The 18,583-nt window shown below is 64.8% G+C and carries 16 protein-coding genes; 5 read left to right on the top strand and 11 right to left on the bottom strand.

Annotation, left to right across the window (positions count from 1 at the left end):
* Nucleotides 1-304 precede the first annotated feature (304 nt).
* From M1B34_RS13900 to M1B34_RS13880, 5 genes are all read left to right on the top strand, one after another.
* Nucleotides 305-1,072, top strand: coding sequence for an ABC transporter permease (locus tag M1B34_RS13900; RefSeq protein WP_268265431.1), 768 nt, complete (start codon nt 305-307; stop codon nt 1,070-1,072).
* Between the two features lie 12 nt (nt 1,073-1,084).
* Nucleotides 1,085-1,846 (top strand): ABC transporter permease, encoded by a 762-nt coding sequence (locus tag M1B34_RS13895; RefSeq protein WP_268265430.1) that lies wholly within the window; start codon nt 1,085-1,087, stop codon nt 1,844-1,846.
* 10 nt (nt 1,847-1,856) lie between these two features.
* The gene (locus tag M1B34_RS13890) at nt 1,857-2,651 is read left to right on the top strand and encodes an ABC transporter ATP-binding protein (RefSeq protein ID WP_268262000.1); all 795 of its coding nucleotides are present in this window, start codon (nt 1,857-1,859) and stop codon (nt 2,649-2,651) included.
* Between the two features lie 164 nt (nt 2,652-2,815).
* Nucleotides 2,816-4,192, top strand: a complete 1,377-nt coding sequence (locus M1B34_RS13885; protein ID WP_268262001.1) for an LLM class flavin-dependent oxidoreductase — start codon at nt 2,816-2,818, stop codon at nt 4,190-4,192.
* A 195-nt stretch (nt 4,193-4,387) separates the two neighbouring features.
* Entirely contained in the window at nt 4,388-5,572 is a 1,185-nt protein-coding gene (locus M1B34_RS13880; protein WP_268265429.1) for a GGDEF domain-containing protein, read from the top strand.
* A gap of 1 nt (nt 5,573) precedes the next feature.
* On the opposite strand, the gene M1B34_RS13875 is transcribed toward M1B34_RS13880, so the two are convergent.
* From M1B34_RS13875 to M1B34_RS13825, 11 genes are all read right to left on the bottom strand, one after another.
* On the bottom strand, nt 5,574-6,341 hold the full coding sequence (locus M1B34_RS13875) for an ABC transporter ATP-binding protein (RefSeq protein WP_268265428.1): 768 nt from the start codon (nt 6,339-6,341) through the stop codon (nt 5,574-5,576).
* A 5-nt stretch (nt 6,342-6,346) separates the two neighbouring features.
* On the bottom strand, nt 6,347-7,678 hold the full coding sequence (locus M1B34_RS13870) for an ABC transporter substrate-binding protein (RefSeq protein ID WP_123332738.1): 1,332 nt from the start codon (nt 7,676-7,678) through the stop codon (nt 6,347-6,349).
* 51 nt (nt 7,679-7,729) lie between these two features.
* On the bottom strand, nt 7,730-8,797 hold the full coding sequence (locus M1B34_RS13865) for a branched-chain amino acid ABC transporter permease (protein ID WP_268265427.1): 1,068 nt from the start codon (nt 8,795-8,797) through the stop codon (nt 7,730-7,732).
* A gap of 22 nt (nt 8,798-8,819) precedes the next feature.
* Nucleotides 8,820-9,701: a branched-chain amino acid ABC transporter permease gene (locus M1B34_RS13860; protein WP_268265426.1), complete on the bottom strand. Its 882-nt coding sequence runs from the start codon at nt 9,699-9,701 to the stop codon at nt 8,820-8,822.
* 2 nt (nt 9,702-9,703) lie between these two features.
* Nucleotides 9,704-10,504: an ABC transporter ATP-binding protein gene (locus tag M1B34_RS13855; protein ID WP_268265425.1), complete on the bottom strand. Its 801-nt coding sequence runs from the start codon at nt 10,502-10,504 to the stop codon at nt 9,704-9,706.
* Nucleotides 10,505-10,514: 10 nt separating this feature from the next.
* Nucleotides 10,515-11,606, bottom strand: a complete 1,092-nt coding sequence (locus M1B34_RS13850) for an AMP-binding protein (RefSeq protein ID WP_268265424.1) — start codon at nt 11,604-11,606, stop codon at nt 10,515-10,517.
* Between the two features lie 397 nt (nt 11,607-12,003).
* Nucleotides 12,004-12,978: an ABC transporter permease gene (locus M1B34_RS13845; protein WP_123332727.1), complete on the bottom strand. Its 975-nt coding sequence runs from the start codon at nt 12,976-12,978 to the stop codon at nt 12,004-12,006.
* Nucleotides 12,975-13,979, bottom strand: a complete 1,005-nt coding sequence (locus M1B34_RS13840) for an ABC transporter permease (protein ID WP_268262007.1) — start codon at nt 13,977-13,979, stop codon at nt 12,975-12,977. Before M1B34_RS13840 ends, M1B34_RS13845 begins: the two co-directional genes overlap by 4 nt.
* A complete protein-coding gene (locus M1B34_RS13835; RefSeq protein ID WP_425273514.1) occupies nt 13,966-15,552 on the bottom strand; it encodes a sugar ABC transporter ATP-binding protein in 1,587 nt (528 codons plus the stop codon). The genes M1B34_RS13840 and M1B34_RS13835 overlap by 14 nt, the downstream gene beginning before the upstream one ends.
* Nucleotides 15,553-15,721: 169 nt before the next feature.
* Nucleotides 15,722-17,062: an OprD family porin gene (locus M1B34_RS13830; protein WP_123332721.1), complete on the bottom strand. Its 1,341-nt coding sequence runs from the start codon at nt 17,060-17,062 to the stop codon at nt 15,722-15,724.
* 344 nt (nt 17,063-17,406) lie between these two features.
* Nucleotides 17,407-18,432: a sugar ABC transporter substrate-binding protein gene (locus M1B34_RS13825; RefSeq protein WP_268265423.1), complete on the bottom strand. Its 1,026-nt coding sequence runs from the start codon at nt 18,430-18,432 to the stop codon at nt 17,407-17,409.
* Nucleotides 18,433-18,583: the final 151 nt, after the last annotated feature.

Below are 18,583 nucleotides of genomic sequence, written 5' to 3'. Positions count from 1 at the left end.
GCAACTTGACGCTTGCAGCGCCCTTAAACCCGCCATCGCTGGCAAGCCAGCTCCTACACGACATCCTCCCCAACACGTCAGACCCAACCCCGTCTCACCGACGCCCCCCACCTGTAGGAGCCGGCTTGCCGGCGATAGGGCCCTTGAAGCTTGCAACTTGACGCTTGCAGCGCCCTTAAACCCGCCATCGCTGGCAAGCCAGCTCCTACACAACAGCCCCCCCAATAACGTCGCACAATCTTGCCGTGCAGGTGGCACAGGTCTTGCGATGGGTCAGGGGTATTTCGCTGAAGTAAGAATTGCCATGGCTCGTTTTGTTCGTCCTGTCTTCAATGCCTTGACTTGGGTGATCTCGCCCGTTGCCTTGCTGTTGCTCTGGCACCTGGTGGCCAATGCGGGGATTTTTCCGCGCAACTTGCTGGTTCCGCCGGCCCAGGTGTGGCAAACCTTCGAAGCCTTGCTGGCCAGTGGGGAACTGCTGGAGCACTTGGATAACAGCCTGTCGCGTCTGAGCCTGGGGTTCGCCATCGGTGCGTTCAGCGGGCTGGCCTTTGGCGTGCTGATGGCCCTGTCGAAAAACGTCGAGGCCTACTGCGCACCGCTGTTCCACAGCCTGCGGCAGATCCCCAGCATCGCCCTGATCCCGATGTTCGTGCTGCTGTTGGGCATCGATGAAACCTTCAAGATCGTCATCGTCGCCAAAACCGCGTTTTTCCCGGTGGCCCTGGCGGCCAGCGAGGGAGTCAAGGCCATTCCCCGCAGCTACTTCGAAGTGGCCGACGTCTATCAACTGCGCTGGCCGACCCTGGTCCGCGAGATCGCCCTGCCCGCCGCCGCGCCGCCGATCATTACCGGCTTTCGCATCAGCCTGACCCGAGCCTGGGTGGTGCTGGTGGCCACCGAACTGCTGGCCGCCGACAGCGGCCTGGGGCAGATGATTGAAATGAGCCGGCAGATGCTGCGCATCGATGTCGTGATGGTCGGGGTCGTCATCACCGGGTTGATCGGCTTTGTCCTGGACTTTTCCTTCCGCCGCCTAGAGCGGCGACTGCTGCGCTGGCAGACCCGCTAGGAGCCCCCTCGAATGATCGCTTTGTTGAAAAAAACCCGCGGCGCGCTGCTGCCCCTGCTGTTGCTCGCACTCTGGGAATACCTGTCCCGCCAGGACGCCGCTGGGGCCTATGCGTTCGTGCCGTTGTCGACCATCGGCAGCGCCCTGGTGGAATTGCTGGGCAACGGTGAACTGCTGGTCAACCTCCTGGCCAGCCTGGCCCGCACCAGCGGCGGCCTGCTGCTAGGGATCCTGTTCGGGGTGTTGCTGGGCGCGCTGATGGCCTTGTCGGCGGTGGCCAATCGGCTGGTGGGGCCGTTGTTCCATTCGATCCGCCAGGTACCGATGCTCGGCTGGATCCCGCTGATTGCCATGTGGTTCGGCAACGGCGAGTTTTCCAAGGTACTGATTGTCAGCCTCGCCGCCTTCTACCCCATGGTGCTCAACACCTACCTGGGCTTCAGCCAGGTGGAGCAGCGCTACCGCGAAGTGGGCCAGGTGCTGGTGCTGGGTCGCCGGCAGCAACTGCGCCATGTGCTGTTTCCCGCAGCCTTGCCGAGCATCGCCACCGGCGCCTTGCAGGCCCTGGCCTTTGCCTGGGTGACCACGGTGGGCAGCGAGCTGTTCCTGTCGTCCGGCGCCGGCCTGGGCAACCTGATGATGAATGCCGAGGCCGGTTCACGCATGGAGGTAATCGTCCTCTGCGTGCTGTGCATCGGCCTGTGTGGCTACCTGATGAACCTGCTGTTTTCCCTGCTGAGCCGCCGCCTGCTGCGCTGGCGCCCTACCCGCTGAAGGCCAAGACATGAATGCAATCGCCCAACACCCGCCCCAGGCGAGCCTGACCCAAGCCTCTGGCGCCCTGGAAGTCCGCAGCCTCAGCAAAACCTACCGGATCCAGGGCCAGGCCCTGCCGGTGCTGGAGAACATCGACCTGCAGGTCCGCCCCGGGGAGTTCGTTAGCATTGTCGGCGCCAGCGGCTGCGGCAAATCCACCCTGCTGCGGCTGATGGTCGGCCTGGAGCGCGATTATCAGGGGCAGATACTGCTCGATGGCCAACCCGTGGTCGGCGCCAGCCTGGAGCGCGGCATCGTGTTCCAGGACCACCGGTTGTTTCCCTGGATGACCTTGCGCCAGAACATTGCCCTGGCGCTGAAGAACCACCCGTTGTCGGCCGCCGAAAAGCAGCGCCTGGTGGCCGAGCACATCGCCCTGGTCAACCTCGAGGGCTTTGAAGACGCCTACCCGCACCAACTGTCCGGCGGCATGGCGCAGCGCGCGGCGATTGCTCGGGCGCTGATCAATAAACCCAAGGTGTTGCTGCTGGACGAGCCCCTGGGTGCCCTCGACGCCTTGACCCGGGTGCGCCTGCAGCACGAGCTGCAGCGCATCTGGGTGCAGCAGCGCTGCACGGTGATCATGGTCACCCACGACATCGAGGAAGCCCTGTACCTGGGCGACCGAGTCATTGTCATGGACGCCCACCCGGGACGGATCAAGCATGAAATCCGCGTGGACCTGCCCCATCCCCGGGAGCGTTCTTCGCCCGTCCTACAGGGTTACAAGGAGCAATTGCTGGAGGAACTGGTGGGCCACTGAGGGCCGTTTGCGCCGGGGGGCGATATAGCTCGAAGCTCGGCTTTTATTCCATAAAAGTCGTACAAGGCATTTTTATAGTGCGTTTAAATATATGAATGCGTGCGTGGCGGGTGCCTCAACACCCGCCCGCGCCCCTGCCCCCAGCGACTTTTCAGGAACCCTCGATGTCCGATCCAACCCCTTTGTTGTTTGCCCTCTACGAGCAATCCAGTGTCGGCTGCGGCGGCGCGCCGAGCCTGTGGACCCACCCCGCCGATGAACGCCTGAGCATCAACTCCCTGAGTTACTGGTCGAACCTGGCGCGAATCGCCGATCAGGCCCACCTGGACATGCTGTTTTTCGGCGACGTACTGGGGTTCTACGACGTGTTGGGCGGCAACGCCGACGCCGCCTTGAAATGGGCCGTGGAAGCCCCGGCCAATGATCCTTTGCTGCTGATCCCGGCGCTGGCGGCGATCACCGAAAACCTGGCCTTCGGGGTCACTGTCAGCACCAGCTATGAACACCCGTTCACTCACGCCCGGCGCTTCAGCACCCTGGACCACCTGACCAATGGCCGTGTGGGCTGGAACATCGTCACCTCCTACCTGTCCAGCGCCGCACGCAACTTCGGCCTGGAGCAGATGATCAAGCACGATGACCGCTATGAGCGCGCCGAGGAATTTCTCGATGTGGCCTACAAGCTCTGGGAAGGCAGTTGGGCCGATGACGCGGTGCTGGCCGACAAATCCCGGCAAACCTATGCCCGCGGCGACCGGGTACGCCCGATCAACCATGTGGGCGAGCATTACCGAGTGGCCGGGCCGCACCTGTGCTCGCCTTCGCCGCAACGCACGCCGCTGCTGATCCAGGCCGGCTGGTCGGGCCGTGGCCGGGAATTCGCAGCCAAGCATGCCGAGCTGATCTTTATCGCCAAATCCAACCCGGTGGACATCCGCCAGGGCCTGGAGGACATCTGGGCCCAAGCACGGGCGCGCGGACGCCAGGCCGAGGATGTGAAATCCCTGACCGTGTTGCGCATCGTCACCGCCAAGACCGAGATCGAAGCCCAGCGCAAATACGCCGAGCTGCAAAGCAACTACCACTTGCAGGCGCAACTGGTGAGCTACGCCGGCGACACCGGCATCGACATCAGCCGCTATGCCGACAACGAAGCCCTGTCCACCCACACCGAGGGCCTGACCTCTTACGTCATGCGCCCCGATGGCAGCGGCAAGCCGTTGACCGCCGGCGACGTCAAACAGCGTTTCGCCCAGGTCACCCGCGGCAGCGACCTGATTCTGGTGGGCACCCCGCAGCAGGTGGCCCAGCGCATCGAGGAACATGCGCGGATCTCCGGCACCAGTGGCTACATGCTCAACCCGCTGATCAGCCCGGGCAGCCTTGAAGACTTTGTCGAACTGGTGATTCCCGAACTGCAAAAGCGCGGGCTGTATCGCACCCAGCCGCAGCGCGGGACCTTTCGCTCACGCTTGCGTGCCGACGGTGCCAGCCACCTGCCGGCCTCGGCCTACGGCGCCTCGTTCCGCTTCGCCCCGTAAGCCGCGCCCGCCCCGGGGAATCAACGGCACCTGGGGCGGGCCCGTTTCAACCAGGCGCCAGACGGCGCATCAGCACAGGTTTGCATACCGCGCGGCTCTGCCATAATGGCGCGGTTTTCCCACCAGCGTGCGAGCACAAGCCCGCGGTAAGGCACTCCACACTCCCTGCCCCCCTGGCTTTCGAATCGCCCGACCATGCTGCTGAACGACCCCATTACCCTGTCGCTGATCCTTATTCCTTTCGGCCTGCTCACCGCCCTGGTGCTGTGCCTGTCGTATTTCGGCCTCGGCTCGTCCGGCGGCGCGTTGCGCTGGTGGCTGGCCGGCGACCTGTTGCTGACCGCCTACCGCGGCGTGGTGCTGCTGCAACCCGGTGTACTGGGCGACGGCTATACCTGGCTGGGCCTGCTGACCCCACCCCAGGAACTGGTGTCGGGCATCGCCCTGCTGCTGGCGGCCATCGGTGCCCACACCCTGGCCCTGGAGCACCTGTTCGGGCACCGTGGCGGCCGTGGCTGGCCCCTGGACCGGGTGCTGCTCCTGCCGCTGGTCTATACCGTCGGCGCGGTGGCACTGCTGCACAGTTCCTACCTGCTGCCCTGGTTCTTTTTTATCGTGCTGCTGAGCATCGGCCAGCAATTGCGCGCGGCCTGGGCCCTCAAGCAGCGTTACCGCGGGGCCTGGGGCCTGATCGCCGGGCACACCGCGCTGATCCTGTTCCACGCCTCGTCGCTGTTCAGCACCCTGGTCGAGCCCGTGCCGCCGCTGGCGTTCGACAGCCCGGACCTGCCGAGCATCGGCGCCCTGGTGATGGATTTCATGGTGTCGTTCCTGTTCACCCTGAGTTTCGCCCTGATGCTTCAGGAGCAACTGCGCCAGCAGGCCTTCCAGTTGAGCATCACCGACACCCTGACCGGGGCCCTCAACCGTCGGGGCGCGGCGCCGATCATCAATGACCAGTGGAGCCGCGCCCGGCAGTTGCGCACGCCCCTGACCCTGGCGATGATCGACCTGGACAACTTCAAACGCATCAACGACCACCACGGCCACGCCACTGGCGATGCGGCCCTGCAACGCTTTGCCGCCAGCGTGTTCCGCCTCAAGCGCCAGGGGGATGTGTTCGTGCGTTGGGGGGGCGAGGAATTCCTGCTGATGCTGCCCGGAACCGATGTGCACCAGGCGCGGCAATTTCTTCAGCGGTTGCGCGAGGAGTTGCAGCGTCAGGGCCTGCAGCCACCGTTGCAGATGACCTTCAGTGCCGGGCTGGCCGATGTCTGCGCCTTGCCGACGCAGTGGAGTTTCGAAGCCCTGCTGGGCGAAGTCGACAAGGCCCTGTACCGGGCCAAGCAACAGCGCGACCGGGTGGAAGTGGTGGCCTGAATCAGCCGGCCAGCGCCCCCAGGTAGTAATTCTGCAGGTCGTCGCTGGCGGCCAGTTCAGACGCCGCCCCGGCGTCCACCACGCGCCCGTTCTCCAGCACATAGGCGTAGTCGGCGTAGTCCAGGGCGATGTTGATGTTCTGCTCGGCCACCAGCAGGCTCAACCCTTGTTCGCGGTTGAGCCGGCCCAGGGTCTCGAAAATCTCCTCCACGACCTGGGGAGCCAGGCCCATGGACGGTTCATCCAACAACAGCAACCGGGGCTCGGACATCAGCGCCCGGCCAATGGCGACCATCTGCTGCTCGCCGCCGGAGGTGTAGCCGGTCAGGCGCTTGCGCAGCAGACGCAAACGGGGGAAGTAGCCGTAGATGCGCTCCAGGCGCTGGTTCAGCACCTGGCGCGACGGCCGTCCGGCAAAACCGCCGAGCAACAGGTTCTGCTCGACATTCAGATGGGTGAAGCAATGCCGCCCTTCAAGCACCTGGGCCAGCCCCGCCAGCACCAGGCTGGCAGGGTCGGCGTGGGTGATGTCGCGGCCCTGATACAGCACCCGGCCCTTGACCACTTCGCCGCGTTCGGCGCGAACCAGGCTGGAAATGGCCTTGAGGGTGGTGCTCTTGCCGGCGCCATTGGCCCCCAGCAACGCCACCATCTGCCCCGCCGCCGCCTGCAGCGACACACCGCGCAAGGCGAGGATCGACTGCTCGTAGAAGACTTCCACCTGTTCGACCTGCAGCAACGGCGGGTCACTTTCCGGGCGCTGGCTCATGGGTTTTATTGCTCCTGGCTGCAATTGCGCGGGGTGATGCCTTTTTCCTTGGCGTATTGCGCGGCCGAGGCCTCGATCAACGGCCGCAGCAAGGCACGGTCGGCCTGCACCCAGTCACTGATCAGGTTCCAGCGCTGGCCGTCCCACTGCTGGAAGCGCACCGCACCGCCACCTTCATGGTCCGAGCAGGACAGTTTCAGCGGTTGCACCAGGCCTTTGGCGCCCAGGGCCTGCAAACGCGCGTCGTCGAGGTTCAAGTGCTCGAAGCCCCAGCGCACCTGCTCGCCGGTCAGGGGTTTGTTGCCGTATTTCTCCTGGGCCAGGCGCAGGGCTTCGACGTTGAGGATGCCGTTCACTACACCGAGGTTGTAGTACACGGTGCCAAAGCGTTTCGGGTCGGCCAGGTTGCCCTTGCCAGCGTCCACCACCTTGCCCTTGATGCCCTGCAGCACCGGGAAATCAGTGCCCGACGGGTGAGTGGTGATGGAGATAAAACCCTTGGCAGCAGCGCCGGCCGGCACCACGTCTTCTTCAGAGTTGCTCCAGATGTTGCCGATGATGTGGTCCGCCGGGTAACCGACCTTTTGTGCCGACTTCAGGGCCACCGGGTTCATTACCCCCCAGCCCCGCAGGATCACCCAATCGGGTTTCAAGCGGCGGATGTTCAGCCACTGGGATTGCTGCTCGTTGCCCGGGTGCGGCACCTCCAGCAGGGTCAGCTCGAAACCGGCGTTCTTCGCCAGGGTTTCCAGCACCCCGTTGGTTTCCTTGCCGTAGGGCGAGCCGTGGTAGAGCACGGCAATTTTCTTGCCCTTGAGGTGCTCGGCCCCGCCTTCGCGCTGGCCGATGTAATTGATGATCGCCGAGACCTCGGAATACGGGTTGAGCTGCAACGGGAACACATAGGGGAACACGCTGCCGTCAGTGGAATCGGTGCGCCCGTGGTTGATGGTAATCAGCGGCAGCTTGTCGGCGGTTGAGCGTTCCAGGGTCGCGTAGGCGATGCCCACCGACAGCGGGTTGGTGGCCGCTGCCGGGGCCCCGTTGAGGCCGCCCTTGAGGCGCTCGTAGCACTCCACGCCCTTCTCCACCACGTACTCGGTCTCGCATTCGCTCCAGGTCAGCTTGACCCCGTTCACCCCGCCCTGGGCGTTGATGTATTGCAGGTAATCGATAAAGCCGCCGAAGAAGCCGGTGCCGCCGGCGGCGTAAGGGCCGACCCGGTAGCTCTGCAAGGGGAAGTACTGTTCGTCGGCAGCCTGGACCTGGGCCGTCAGGCCGGCGGTCAGCAAGGCCAGGCCCAATGCCAGGCGGCGCAACGGTTTGCGGTGAGTCATAAAGGCAGTTCCTTGTGGCGGATCAGTGTGGGGTTGAGAAAGCGACAGGCATCAGTAACGCAGGGGCCAGACCCGAGCCCGCAGGCGCAGGCGTTGCCAGAGCCGGGACAGGCCTTCGGGCTCCTTGATCAGAAAAGCGATGATCAGGGCGCCGAATAGCATCTTTTGCAGGTTTTCCAGTTGCCCGGAGTCCATCAGGCCGCTGGGCAGCAGGCCGAACAGGTTGGCCAGGAGAATCGGGAACAGCACGATGAACGCCGCGCCCAACAGGTTGCCGAGCACGCTGCCCAGGCCGCCGATAATGATGATGAACAGCACCTGGAACGAACGGCTCAGGTCGAAACCGTGAGGTTCCACCGTGCCCAGGTAGGCGAAGGCCCACAGCGAGCCGGCGATGCCCAGGTAGAAGCCGCTGAGGGCAAACGCCAGCAACTTGGCCTTGAACAGGCGGATGCCGATCACCGCCGCGGCGGTGTCCATGTCGCGCACCGCCATCCAGTTGCGCCCCAGCTCGCTACGCACCAGGTTCTTGCCCAGCCAGAACAACAGCACCACCAGGCTCAGGGTCAGCAGGTAGCGGCCCCGGGGCGAGCTGAAGTCGAGGCCGGCGATCAGCAACGGCGGCGAAGTGATGACCCCGGAGGCGTTGTCGTTGGTGAACCAACTGAAGCGCGTCAGCACCCACTCCACCACGAACTGCGCGGCCAGGGTCGAGACCAGTAGGTAGAAGCCTTTGATCCGCAGGCTCGGCAGGCCGAACAGCACCGCCACCAGGGCGGCGATCACCCCGCCGAGGAAAAAGCTCAGCAACAGCGGCAGCCCCGGCACCCGCAGTTGCAGGTTGTAGGCGGCAAAGGCGCCCACCGCCATAAAGGCCGCCGACCCCAGGGACAACTGGCCGGCGTAGCCGGTCAACAGGTTCAGGCCCAGCCCGGCCAGGGATAGCACCAGCAACGGAATCAGGATGGCGCTGAACCAATAGTCGTTGCCCAGCCAGGGCACGGCGACAAAGGCAAAGGCCAGCAGCAACCCCAGGCCGAGTCGGTCCTGGCGCAGGCGAAAAGTACGGCGCTGGGCGCTGTAGGTGGTGCTCAATTGACCGGCTTCGCGATACAGCATGAAGGCATTCCTTGAAAGAAAGTCAGACCCGCTCGATGGTCCGCTCGCCGAACAACCCGGCGGGACGCACCAGCAAAAACACCAGGGCGAGCACGTACGGCACCCAGTTCTCGATGCCGCTGCCGATAATCGGGCCGAGGTAGATCTCCGCGAGCTTTTCTGCGGCGCCGATGATCAAGCCGCCGACAATCGCCCCGCCAATCGAGGAGAAGCCGCCGATGATCAGCACCGGCAAGGCCTTGAGCACCACCAGCGACAGGGAGAACTGCACCCCCAGGCGTGCGCCCCAGAGCAGCCCGGCCACCAGCCCGACAAACCCGGCCACCGCCCACACCAGGGCCCAGATCCGCGGCAGGCGAATGCCCACCGCCAGGGACGCCAGGGGATCGTCGGCCACCGCCCGCAAAGACAGGCCGACCCGGGTCTTGTTGAACAACAGGGACAGGGCCAGCACCAGCGCCGCCGCGGTGCCGGCCGCGAACAGGTCGAACTGGGAGAGCAACATGCCGCGGATTTCCAGGGGCTCGTCGGCAATGCCCAGCTCCAGGCCATGGACCTGGGCGCCCCAGAGAAACTGGGCCAGGCCTTCGATCAGGTACGACAGGCCCAGGGTGGCCATGAACAGGATGATCGGTGGACGATTGACCAGGGGCCGCAGCACCACCTTCTCGATGGCCAGGGCCAGGGCCACCAGGCTGGCCAGGGTCACGGCGAACGCCAGCCAGAACGGCAGCCCGCGCTCCAGCAGGCTGACAAAGGTCAGGGCGGCAAACAGCACCATGGCGCCCTGGGCGAAATTGAACACGCCACTGGCCTTGTAGATCAGCACAAACCCGATGGCCACCAGGGAGTACATGACCCCCGCCAGCAGGCCGCCGATCAGCACTTCAAAGAAAAACTCCATGCTCAGTTCCTCGCTCGCTGGGGACGTCGCGAGCCCAGGTAGGCGGCGATCACTTCAGGGTTGGCGCGCACCTGCTCCGGGGTGCCGTCGCCGATCTTGCGGCCGTAGTCGAGCACCACCACGTGGTCGCACAAGCCCATGACCACGCCGATGTCGTGCTCGATCAACACCACGGTGGTGCCGAACTCGCGGTTGATTTCGCGGATGAACTGGCTCATTTCGCCCTTCTCCTCGGCGTTCATCCCGGCCATGGGCTCATCCAGCAGCAGCAACTGCGGCTCGGCAGCCAGGGCCCGAGCCAGCTCCACGCGTTTTTGCAGGCCGTAGGGCAGCTTGCCCACCAGGGCGTCGCGCCACGGGTGGATGCGCAGGAAGGCAATCACCCGCTCCGCGTGCAGGCGTTGCCGGTCGTCCTCCCGGGGCGCCCGGCCGAGGCCGAACATCTGTTCCAGCCAGGAGCTGCGGCGCTTGAGGTTGCGCCCGGTAAGCACGTTGTCGAGCACGCTCATGCCCTTGAACAAGGCGATGTTCTGGAAAGTCCGGGCGATGCCGCCCTCGGCGGCCTGGTGCGGACGCATGCGCCGGCGCACCTGCCCGGCGTAGTGGATATGCCCGCTCTGGGCCTGGTACACGCCGTTGATCACGTTCAGCAACGAGCTTTTGCCGGCGCCGTTGGGGCCGATCAGCCCGCAGATTTCCCCGGGGGCCACGGCAAAGCTGATGGCGGTGATGGCCTTGACCCCCTTGAACGACAGGGAGATGTCATCGAGCCGAAGTAATGGAGTTGCAGCGGTTGCGCTCATAAAGGGCTCGTCAGGCGGATTGGCGGATCAGGGGTTCAGGGTTCGGGTCCGGCTGGGCCAGGGACGACGGCTCGTGCCAGTGCCGGGGACGAATGCCCAGGGCGGCAAAAAACGCCGCGCTGTCCTCGGTCAGGGCCGGCCCCACCAGCAGCGGCACACGCAAGCGGCTCATGCCCAGCACATCCAGCAGCGGCCGGCGGATCAGCCAATGGCCGAGCCAGGTGCCAAGGGCCCCACGCCCCGGCACCAGGGCCCAGCGGTACAGGCCATGGCTGAAGCTGCCCGGCAACGGCAGCCGCTCCTCGGCCCACTGCGCCAGGCGCCCATAGGATTCGCGGGTGCCCAGCACCAGGCTCGGGCCCAGTTCACGGCGGTCGGTGTCGCGGGTTTCCAGGGCTTCGGGGAAATTCAGGCAAAAACCGGCCACCAGCCAGGGCGCCAGCAGGTAACGGGCCTGGCCGCTGGCGGCGAACACCCGGGCGGCCAGGGCCTCTTCGTCGGCGCTCAAGGCCTCGCGCGCCACCAACTGCCGGGCGCCTTCAAGCAATTGCCCGTGGCTCAGGCGCAAGGCGGTCTGATCGGTGTCGGGGTAAAACACAAAGGCGGTGTTGTGGGGCTCGGCCTGGGGTGGTGCCGGCTCCAGGGAGGCCTCGCTCAGCAGATCGTCGTAGCGCCGCAGGTTGCCCGGCTGCGGCGGGTTGAGGCCACGCCCATCCAGATAGAGCAACGCCCGGGGCGGCTGGGGCGACGCGTTTAACTGGGCCACCGCCGCCTGGTCTTCGGCCAGGGCAAAGCGCGGCTGCAACAGCGCCAGGCGCGGACGATGGTCCAGGCGCGGGTCCAGCAAGCCGACCCGTCCCCCCAGCCATTGGGCCGCCAGGGCCAGGAGCAACGCCTCGACCCGGGCCTGGCTGATGATCAGCAACTCGTCGTGGGCCTCAAACCCCGACTGCTGCAGGGCCCCGGCGAGGCGCCGCACGTCCTCCAGCACCTGCGCCCAACGGCGGGTCTGCCAGATGCCCAACTGTTTGTAGCGCAGGGCCAGGGCCGGGCCGCGTTCGGCGGCCTGCTGTTGCAAGGCCTGGGGCAATGTTCGGGTCATGGGGCTGTCCTTGGAGATTCGCTCTGAAACCCCTATTGCAGCCTCCATGCCAAACAACTAACCCTTATATTTCAATTACTTGAAACACACTCTTAATTTGATCTGGTGTATCGCCGACGCACAGCCTGCTTAACCTCTGTTGCCCCACCAACACTTGGCCCCCGGAACCCGGGGGCTTGGCCCCTGAAAGCCGGGAATAGCTGCGCCGCCGAGGTTGGCTTGCCAATCCACGTAAAAAATAAATAAATCATTAATATTCATAGATTTATAAAACGATTCAAACAAATAGGATTAGAAGCAAAATAAGCCCCCAAGCCCTGCAGGTTAGAGACATATAGCCGGGTGCCCCTGCCAGGGCTGGCAGGGGCATTGACCAGGGCCAGAGGCACCCTTCGACTCAGCCCTGGGCCAGGCGCCGAGTGGCAAAACTGGCGGCCAGCACCAGCAGGATCAGCGCGCCGGTGGCGACTTGCTGCCAATAGAAATTCCAGCCGATCAGCAGCAGGCCATTGGCGATCACGTTGATAAACAGCACCCCCAGCAAAGTCCCGGGCACATTGGCGCGCCCAGTACGGCTCAGGGTGGTGCCCATGAACACCGCGCCGATGGCGTTGATCAGGTAGGCATTGCCGGACATCGGCACATAGGCATTGACCGTGGAGCTGAGCAGCACCCCGGCCACTGCACAGGCCAAGGCGCTGCCGAGGAACACCCGCCAGGCAATCCCGCGCACTGACAACCCGGAGTAACGGGCCAACTGTGGCTGGGTGCCGAGGGCGAGGATTTCCCGGCCCAGGCGCCCGCGCGCGAGGATCAGGCCGTACACCAGCGCCACCAGCAGCACCAGCCACAAAGGCAGCGGCACCCCGAGCAGGGTCTGGCTGCCCAGGCCCGGCAACACGCCCTGCTGGATGTAGATCGGTTGGCCGCCGTCGGACAGCAGTTGCTGCACGCTGGTGCCGATAAACAGCGTGCCCAGGGTGGCCAGGAATGGGGTAATGCGCAGCCCGGCAATCAGCACGCCGTTGAACAGCCCCGCTGCCGCCCCGGCCAGCAAGGCGCCGGCAATCGCCAGGGGCACGCCGTAGCCGCCATTGAGCAGGACCACAAAGGCCAGGCTGGCAAAGTCCACCGAGGTGCCCACCGACAGGTCGATGCCGCCCGCCGCCACCGCCCAGGTCATGGCCACGGCGATGATCGCCAGCAGCACGAAATTGTTCAGCACCAGGCTCGACAGGTTGCCGAGGGTGAGAAACCCCGGCGCCGTGAGGGCGAAGAACACCAGGATCAGGCCGATCAGCAACGGCAGGATGCCGCGTAGCAGGCGCAGACCCAGGGCATTGCCCGAAGTCACGACGATTGACGTGCTCATACGGCGCCCTCCTGTTTGCCCAGGGCGCTGGACAGCGCCACCACCAGCAAGATCAACACACCTTGCACGCCATTGACCCAGAAGCTGGAGATGTTCAGCAGTTGGAAGCCATTGATCAGAAAGCCCAGCAACAGCGTCGCCAGCAGGGTCCCGGGGATATTCGCCACCAGGCGCCGGGAAAACACCACGCCAAGAAAGGCAATGGCCACCACCGACAGCAGCATGTCCCCGGAGCCGGTGGTGCTGCCGCTGAAGAACGCCGCCGAGCAAAAGGCCGCCAGCGCCGCGCACAGGCCCGCCAGCAGATAGCTGGAAAAGCCGTAGCGCCCCAGGCCCAGGCCCGCTGCACGCGCCGCTTCCGGGTATTCACCCACGGCGTACAGGCGCAGGCCGTAGGGGCTGTGCTGAATCAGCAAGGTCAGCAGCCCGGCCACCGCCAACAGCACCCAGGCCAGAGCCGGCACTTGCAGCCAAACGCCGCTGGCCAGGGTGTCGAGCAGGGACGAATCGGTGGGCAGCACGCTGTTCTGGGTCAGCACCAGTTCCAGCCCGGCGATCAGGTTCATGCTGGCCAGGGTCGCCAACAGCGGCGGCAGGCGCAGCAGCACCACGCTGATGCCGTTCAGCGCGCCCACGGTCAGACCGCACAGCAAGGTCAGGCCGACCGCAGGCACTGGGCCGAATTCAGCATTGTTGAGGCTGCTGTAGACCGCCGCGCACAAGCCCAGGTTGGCCGCCAGGGACAGGTCGAGGCCACCGGACAGCACGTTGGAGCCACCGCCAATCACCACGCAGGTCAGGCCGAAGGCCAGGATGCCGAGGATGGCCGACTGGGCAAAGACGTTGGCGATGTTGCCGTAGCTGAGGAAGTTCGGCGCACTCAGGGAAAAGCCCACGAGAATCGCCAGGAACGCCAGCAGCGAACCTCGGCGCACCAGCAGTAGGCCAAGGCGCCGGGACAGGTCGGCGCGGGGTGGAAACAGGGTTTCAGATAAGGGCATGTTCAGGCTTCCGAAGCACGGGCACAGGGCTGGGGAGGGTTTCGCTGGCGCCGGTGGCACAGGCCAGCAAGCGGTCGCTGTCGACCTGGCGGGCATCGAACTCGCCGGCGATGGCGCCACGGTGCATGACCAGGATGCGGTCGGTGATGCCGATCAGCTCGGGCAGGTCCGAGGACAGCACCAGCACCGCCGCGCCCTCCTCGGCCAGGCGCCCGATCAGCCGGTAGATTTCCACCTTGGCGCCGATGTCGATGCCGACGCTGGGCTCATCCAGCAGGTACAGGGCCGAGTCCCGGCTGAGCCACTTGCCCAGGGCCACCTTCTGCTGGTTGCCGCCACTGAGGTGCTGCAGGGCCGCGTCAGGGCCCGGAGTCTTGACGGCCAGTTCGTCGATCAGCCGTTGGCTCTCTCGGCGCTCGGCCGGGGCCTTGAGCCAGCCCCAGCGGCTGAAGCGCTCCAGGCTGGCCAGGGTCAGGTTTTCCAGCACCGAAAGCACCGGGGCGATGCCGTGGCTGCGGCGCTCTTCCGGCACCAGGGCAATGCCTTGGCGCACCGCGTCGCGAGGGGACTTGAGGCGGATCAGGCGACCCTGCCAATGCACCTCACCCTGGTCGGGCTGCACCAGGCCGAACAGGCTTTTGAGCAACTCCTTGGCCCCCGAGCCCACCAGCCCGGTGAGGCCGAGGACTTCGCCACGGCGAAGCCTCAGGTCAATGCCCTGGTACGCCGGTGCCGCGCCGGAGCCGGTCAGGCCCAGGCCCTTCAACTCCAGCAGCACCGGCCCCGGCACCCGCTGCCTGCGCGGGTACATCTCGCCCACATCGCGGTTGACCATGAGCCGGGCGATCTGCGCCGTCGAGGTGCTGCGCGGGTCGACCCGGGCCACGTCGCGGCCGTTACGCAGCACCGTGACCTCGTCGCACAGGCTTTCGATTTCCTGCAGGTAGTGGGAGATGTAGAGGATCGACAAACCGTCGTCCCGCAGGCGCCGGATGATCGCCAGCAACTGGTCCACCTCACGCTTGACCAGTGACACGCTGGGTTCGTCGAACACCAGAATCTTCGGCTTGGCCAGCAAGGCCCGGGTGATCTGTAAAATCTGCCGCTGGGCGCTGTCCAGCTCGCTGACCAGGGCGCCGGCGGGGAACGTCAGGTTGAAATACTCCTGCAGCAGGCGCGCCGCCTCACGCTCCTGGGCACGGCGGTCGAGCCAGGGGCCACGGCGCAGTTCGCGGCCGAAAAACAGCGCTTCGCCCACGGTGAAACTGGCGGGCAGCAGCCGTTCCTGATGAATGAACTGCAAGCCCAGGCCTTCCAGCTGGCCAGGCTTGAGGGCGGCAAAATCCTGGCCGTCGATGCTCAGGCTGCCGCTGTCGGCCCGATGGATCCCGGCCAGGACCTTGATCAGGGTCGACTTGCCGGCGCCGTTCTCCCCCACCAGCCCGTGGATCGAGCCTCGCGCCAGGCGCAGGTTGACCCCGGCCAGGGCTTGGGTGGCGCCGAAGCGTTTATGGATGTCGCGCATTTCCAGGGCCGCGGGCGGCGCCTGGGCGGCGGTGTGAATCGGGTCCATGGCTATGTCCTTGTTGGCAATCACCTTGTCTCAGCACGCTTCGTGCCGGGACGCACCGCCCGCGCAGCCAGGCGCCACGCGGCGCATCGGTCAAGGGCTGGGCGGGCGACGGCTGTCAGCGGGCAGGCAAAGTGTTGGGGCACTGTTGACTGGGCAACAGCCGGCAGGCTCAGAGCATGCGCAGGTCCAGGGGGTATTCGAGGATCACCCGCAACTCATCGACATTCGACTCGTAGTTGCCGAAGTCGCCGCCGACCCGGTGGGTGGCCTGTAACACATTGACCTTGAAGTCCTTGGCCGGCCCGCTCTGCACCACGTAGGTGGCCCACAGGTTGCGCTCCCAGTGCTTGCCGTCGCTGACGCTGTTGAAGTAGCTGTAGCCGCCCTGGGCCTTGGTGCCGTCGATGTTGTCGCCGCGCAGGTAGCGCCCGGTGATGCTCAAGCCGGGGATGCCGAGGCCGGCGAAGTTGTAGGTGTAGCTGGCCTGCCACGAACGTTCGTTGGGGTTGTTGAAGTCCGACCACTGGGAGGCGTTGTCCAGCTCCAGGTCGTAGGTGTTCCACACGTAGTCGAAGGGTGAGTCGCCGCGCACCTGTTCATAGGCCACCAGGAAACGGTGGAAGCCCACGTCCAGGCCCAGGTGAGTGCTCCAGGCATCGTTGTCGATGGCCCCCAGCAAGGCGCTGCCGCTGTCCCGGGTGCGGTAGTAGTTCAGGCCGGTGTCCCAGGCCAGGGTGTCGCTGAGTTTCTGGCGGAAGTCGACCCGGGCGAAGGACTGGTCCCAGACGTTGTCCAGGCGGCTGGTGTGCAACTTGAAGCTCCAGTTGTCGTTCAAGCGGTAGTCGGCGCCCAGGTACTGCACGTCGTCCGCCCCCTTCAGGCGCCCACCGTACACGGTGCCCAGGTCGCCGCTGTGGTTGACCCCGGTGCGGTCGCTGGAGGCCGTGAGCTTGCCGCCTTCGACCTTGAGGCCGTCGATCGAGGTGTTGTCGAACATCAGCCCACGCAGGGTTTGCGGCAGCAGACGGATATCACTGGCGTGCACCACCGGGCTGGTGGGCGAAACGTCGCCGTACTTGACCACGGTGTCGAAGGCCCGCAGCTTGACCGCGCCACCGGCCTTGCCCCACTGGTCCTTGGGCTCGCCATTGTTGTCGCCTTCACGGGGGATCAGCCCCGGGCCACCGACACCGTTGCCCACCACGCCATCGCCGCCGTCGAGCTTGATCCCGACCTGGCCATAGGCGTCGACCCCAAAGCCCACCGTGCCCTGGGTAAAGCCGGACTCGAAGCGCCCGATGATGGCGTGGGCCCACTCCGCACGACGACTCTGGCGCTCGCCGGTATGAGGATTGGTGGCACTGCTTCCGTTGCGGAAGTCCTGGCTGAAGTAGAAATCCCGGTTGAGGATATTCAAATGACTGTCTTCGATAAAACCCTGTTCATCGGCAGCCCAGACAGTAACCGGGGTGGCCGCGACCAATACAGACAAGGCAGCAACTTTACGCATGGCAGACTCTTTAGTTATAGAAAGTAGGGAGTGGTTGTGTGTGCAACCTGCTCTATCCGAAATTCATGCCATGTCTTTAAATCTATATTTTTCAAATATTTATGAAACTAATTACTCTTTATAAAAGCCGCGATAACACAACAAACTGTCAGCACAGTGTTGTCCGGCAAACACTAGAAAGTTGGCACTCAAGTTCCAGTCAACGATTTTTTTGCAAAAAAAAGGAACACCGAAGTGTTCCGTTAGTTAGCCAGTTCTTTTGGAGTTAACCCTCAAGACCGTGGCGTGATGCGATGGCCGTTCAGGCATCGGCCTGTGGCTTGAGCGCTTGATAAAACCCGCGTTTATTGGTCGCCACGCAGTTGCTGGACCTCGGGCAGATTGGCCGCCGTGGTCAGCAAGGTCGGCACTTGGGTTTCCTTCGGCAGGTCATGCTGCCCGGCCAGGTAGCGGGCCACATTCTGCACCGCGGTCTTGCCGATCAGCGCCGGCTGCTGGGCCACCACCGCGCCGATGGGCGAGTTGTCGTGCTTGAGCAGCTCCAGGACTTCCGGGGTGCCGTCCACGCCGTAGGTCTTGATTTCGGTACGGCCGGCGTCCACCAGGGCCTTGCTGGCGCCCAGTTGGGGAATGTCCCAGGCCGACCAGATCGCTGCGACGCTGCCCTTGGGGTACTTGTTGAGCAGGGCGGACACCTGGGAATAGGCGTCCTGCACGGTGTTGGGGATCACGTCCCGTAGCTCGGGCTCGATGATCTGCAACTGCGGGTGATCCTTGAGGGCCAGCTTCAACTGGTCATAACGGATGGCGCACACCGGCACCCCGTAAAAACCGTTGAACACCAGGATCTGCCCCTTGCCGCCGCTGTCCTTGATCAACTGATCGGCCAGGGCCTTGCCGGTGGCGACGTTGTCGGACGTGGTGTTGTTAATGCTGTATTGGGACGGTACATCGATGGTGAACAAGGGAATCCCGGCCTTGTTGATGCGCTTGAGCCAGGGGTCGATCACGCTGAGGGTGCCCAGGGTCTGGATCACCGCGTCGGGTTTCTGGGTGACCACGGTCTGCAGTTGAGTCACCAGGTTTTTGTCATTGCGCCCCGCGTCCAGGGTAATGGGCGTGCCACCGAGGCGCTTGACCTCATCGACCTGGGCCTGGAACGCCTTGATATCGAAGTAGTGACTGGTACCGGTCATGCTGATGGCAATGCGTTTGCCGGCCAGGGACGGCACGTCGGCGTCATCGGCCTGGGCCGTCACCCCAAAGGTGGCGGCCAGGATGGCCAACGCCAGGGCCTGCCAGCCTTTGCGGGGGAAGAGACGACGGGGAGCGCGGTGATTGAGGTTCGGCGATAGAGCGACTGCGGGCATTGGGCCTACTCCGTGAGGCTGATTCAAAGGTGCTGCATCGGTCATTGCACAGGCCAGGCCAACCCCGCTCGAACCCCGTTTTACTGGGGCTGCACCGCGCGGCGCCGGCGTAAACGCTGTATCCCCCACGGCAATCTGTTCCGCCACTGTT

This window comes from Pseudomonas morbosilactucae (genome assembly GCF_023241715.1).
In the GTDB taxonomy this organism is placed as follows: Bacteria; Pseudomonadota; Gammaproteobacteria; order Pseudomonadales; family Pseudomonadaceae; genus Aquipseudomonas; species Aquipseudomonas morbosilactucae.
Note: the sequence above shows the minus strand (reverse complement) of the source record. Positions and strands in the feature narration are given on the sequence as shown.

What these genes read in the sequence shown, in the direction of transcription:
- M1B34_RS13835 (WP_425273514.1), bottom strand. Translation starts at nt 15,552, where the DNA reads ATGGACCCGATTCACACCGCCGCCCAGGCGCCGCCCGCGGCCCTGGAA.
- M1B34_RS13840 (WP_268262007.1), bottom strand. Translation starts at nt 13,979, where the DNA reads ATGCCCTTATCTGAAACCCTGTTTCCACCCCGCGCCGACCTGTCCCGG.
- M1B34_RS13900 (WP_268265431.1), top strand. Translation starts at nt 305, where the DNA reads ATGGCTCGTTTTGTTCGTCCTGTCTTCAATGCCTTGACTTGGGTGATC.
- M1B34_RS13845 (WP_123332727.1), bottom strand. Translation starts at nt 12,978, where the DNA reads ATGAGCACGTCAATCGTCGTGACTTCGGGCAATGCCCTGGGTCTGCGC.
- M1B34_RS13850 (WP_268265424.1), bottom strand. Translation starts at nt 11,606, where the DNA reads ATGACCCGAACATTGCCCCAGGCCTTGCAACAGCAGGCCGCCGAACGC.
- M1B34_RS13890 (WP_268262000.1), top strand. Translation starts at nt 1,857, where the DNA reads ATGAATGCAATCGCCCAACACCCGCCCCAGGCGAGCCTGACCCAAGCC.
- M1B34_RS13875 (WP_268265428.1), bottom strand. Translation starts at nt 6,341, where the DNA reads ATGAGCCAGCGCCCGGAAAGTGACCCGCCGTTGCTGCAGGTCGAACAG.
- M1B34_RS13885 (WP_268262001.1), top strand. Translation starts at nt 2,816, where the DNA reads ATGTCCGATCCAACCCCTTTGTTGTTTGCCCTCTACGAGCAATCCAGT.
- M1B34_RS13870 (WP_123332738.1), bottom strand. Translation starts at nt 7,678, where the DNA reads ATGACTCACCGCAAACCGTTGCGCCGCCTGGCATTGGGCCTGGCCTTG.
- M1B34_RS13855 (WP_268265425.1), bottom strand. Translation starts at nt 10,504, where the DNA reads ATGAGCGCAACCGCTGCAACTCCATTACTTCGGCTCGATGACATCTCC.
- M1B34_RS13830 (WP_123332721.1), bottom strand. Translation starts at nt 17,062, where the DNA reads ATGCGTAAAGTTGCTGCCTTGTCTGTATTGGTCGCGGCCACCCCGGTT.
- M1B34_RS13825 (WP_268265423.1), bottom strand. Translation starts at nt 18,432, where the DNA reads ATGCCCGCAGTCGCTCTATCGCCGAACCTCAATCACCGCGCTCCCCGT.
- M1B34_RS13880 (WP_268265429.1), top strand. Translation starts at nt 4,388, where the DNA reads ATGCTGCTGAACGACCCCATTACCCTGTCGCTGATCCTTATTCCTTTC.
- M1B34_RS13895 (WP_268265430.1), top strand. Translation starts at nt 1,085, where the DNA reads ATGATCGCTTTGTTGAAAAAAACCCGCGGCGCGCTGCTGCCCCTGCTG.
- M1B34_RS13865 (WP_268265427.1), bottom strand. Translation starts at nt 8,797, where the DNA reads ATGCTGTATCGCGAAGCCGGTCAATTGAGCACCACCTACAGCGCCCAG.
- M1B34_RS13860 (WP_268265426.1), bottom strand. Translation starts at nt 9,701, where the DNA reads ATGGAGTTTTTCTTTGAAGTGCTGATCGGCGGCCTGCTGGCGGGGGTC.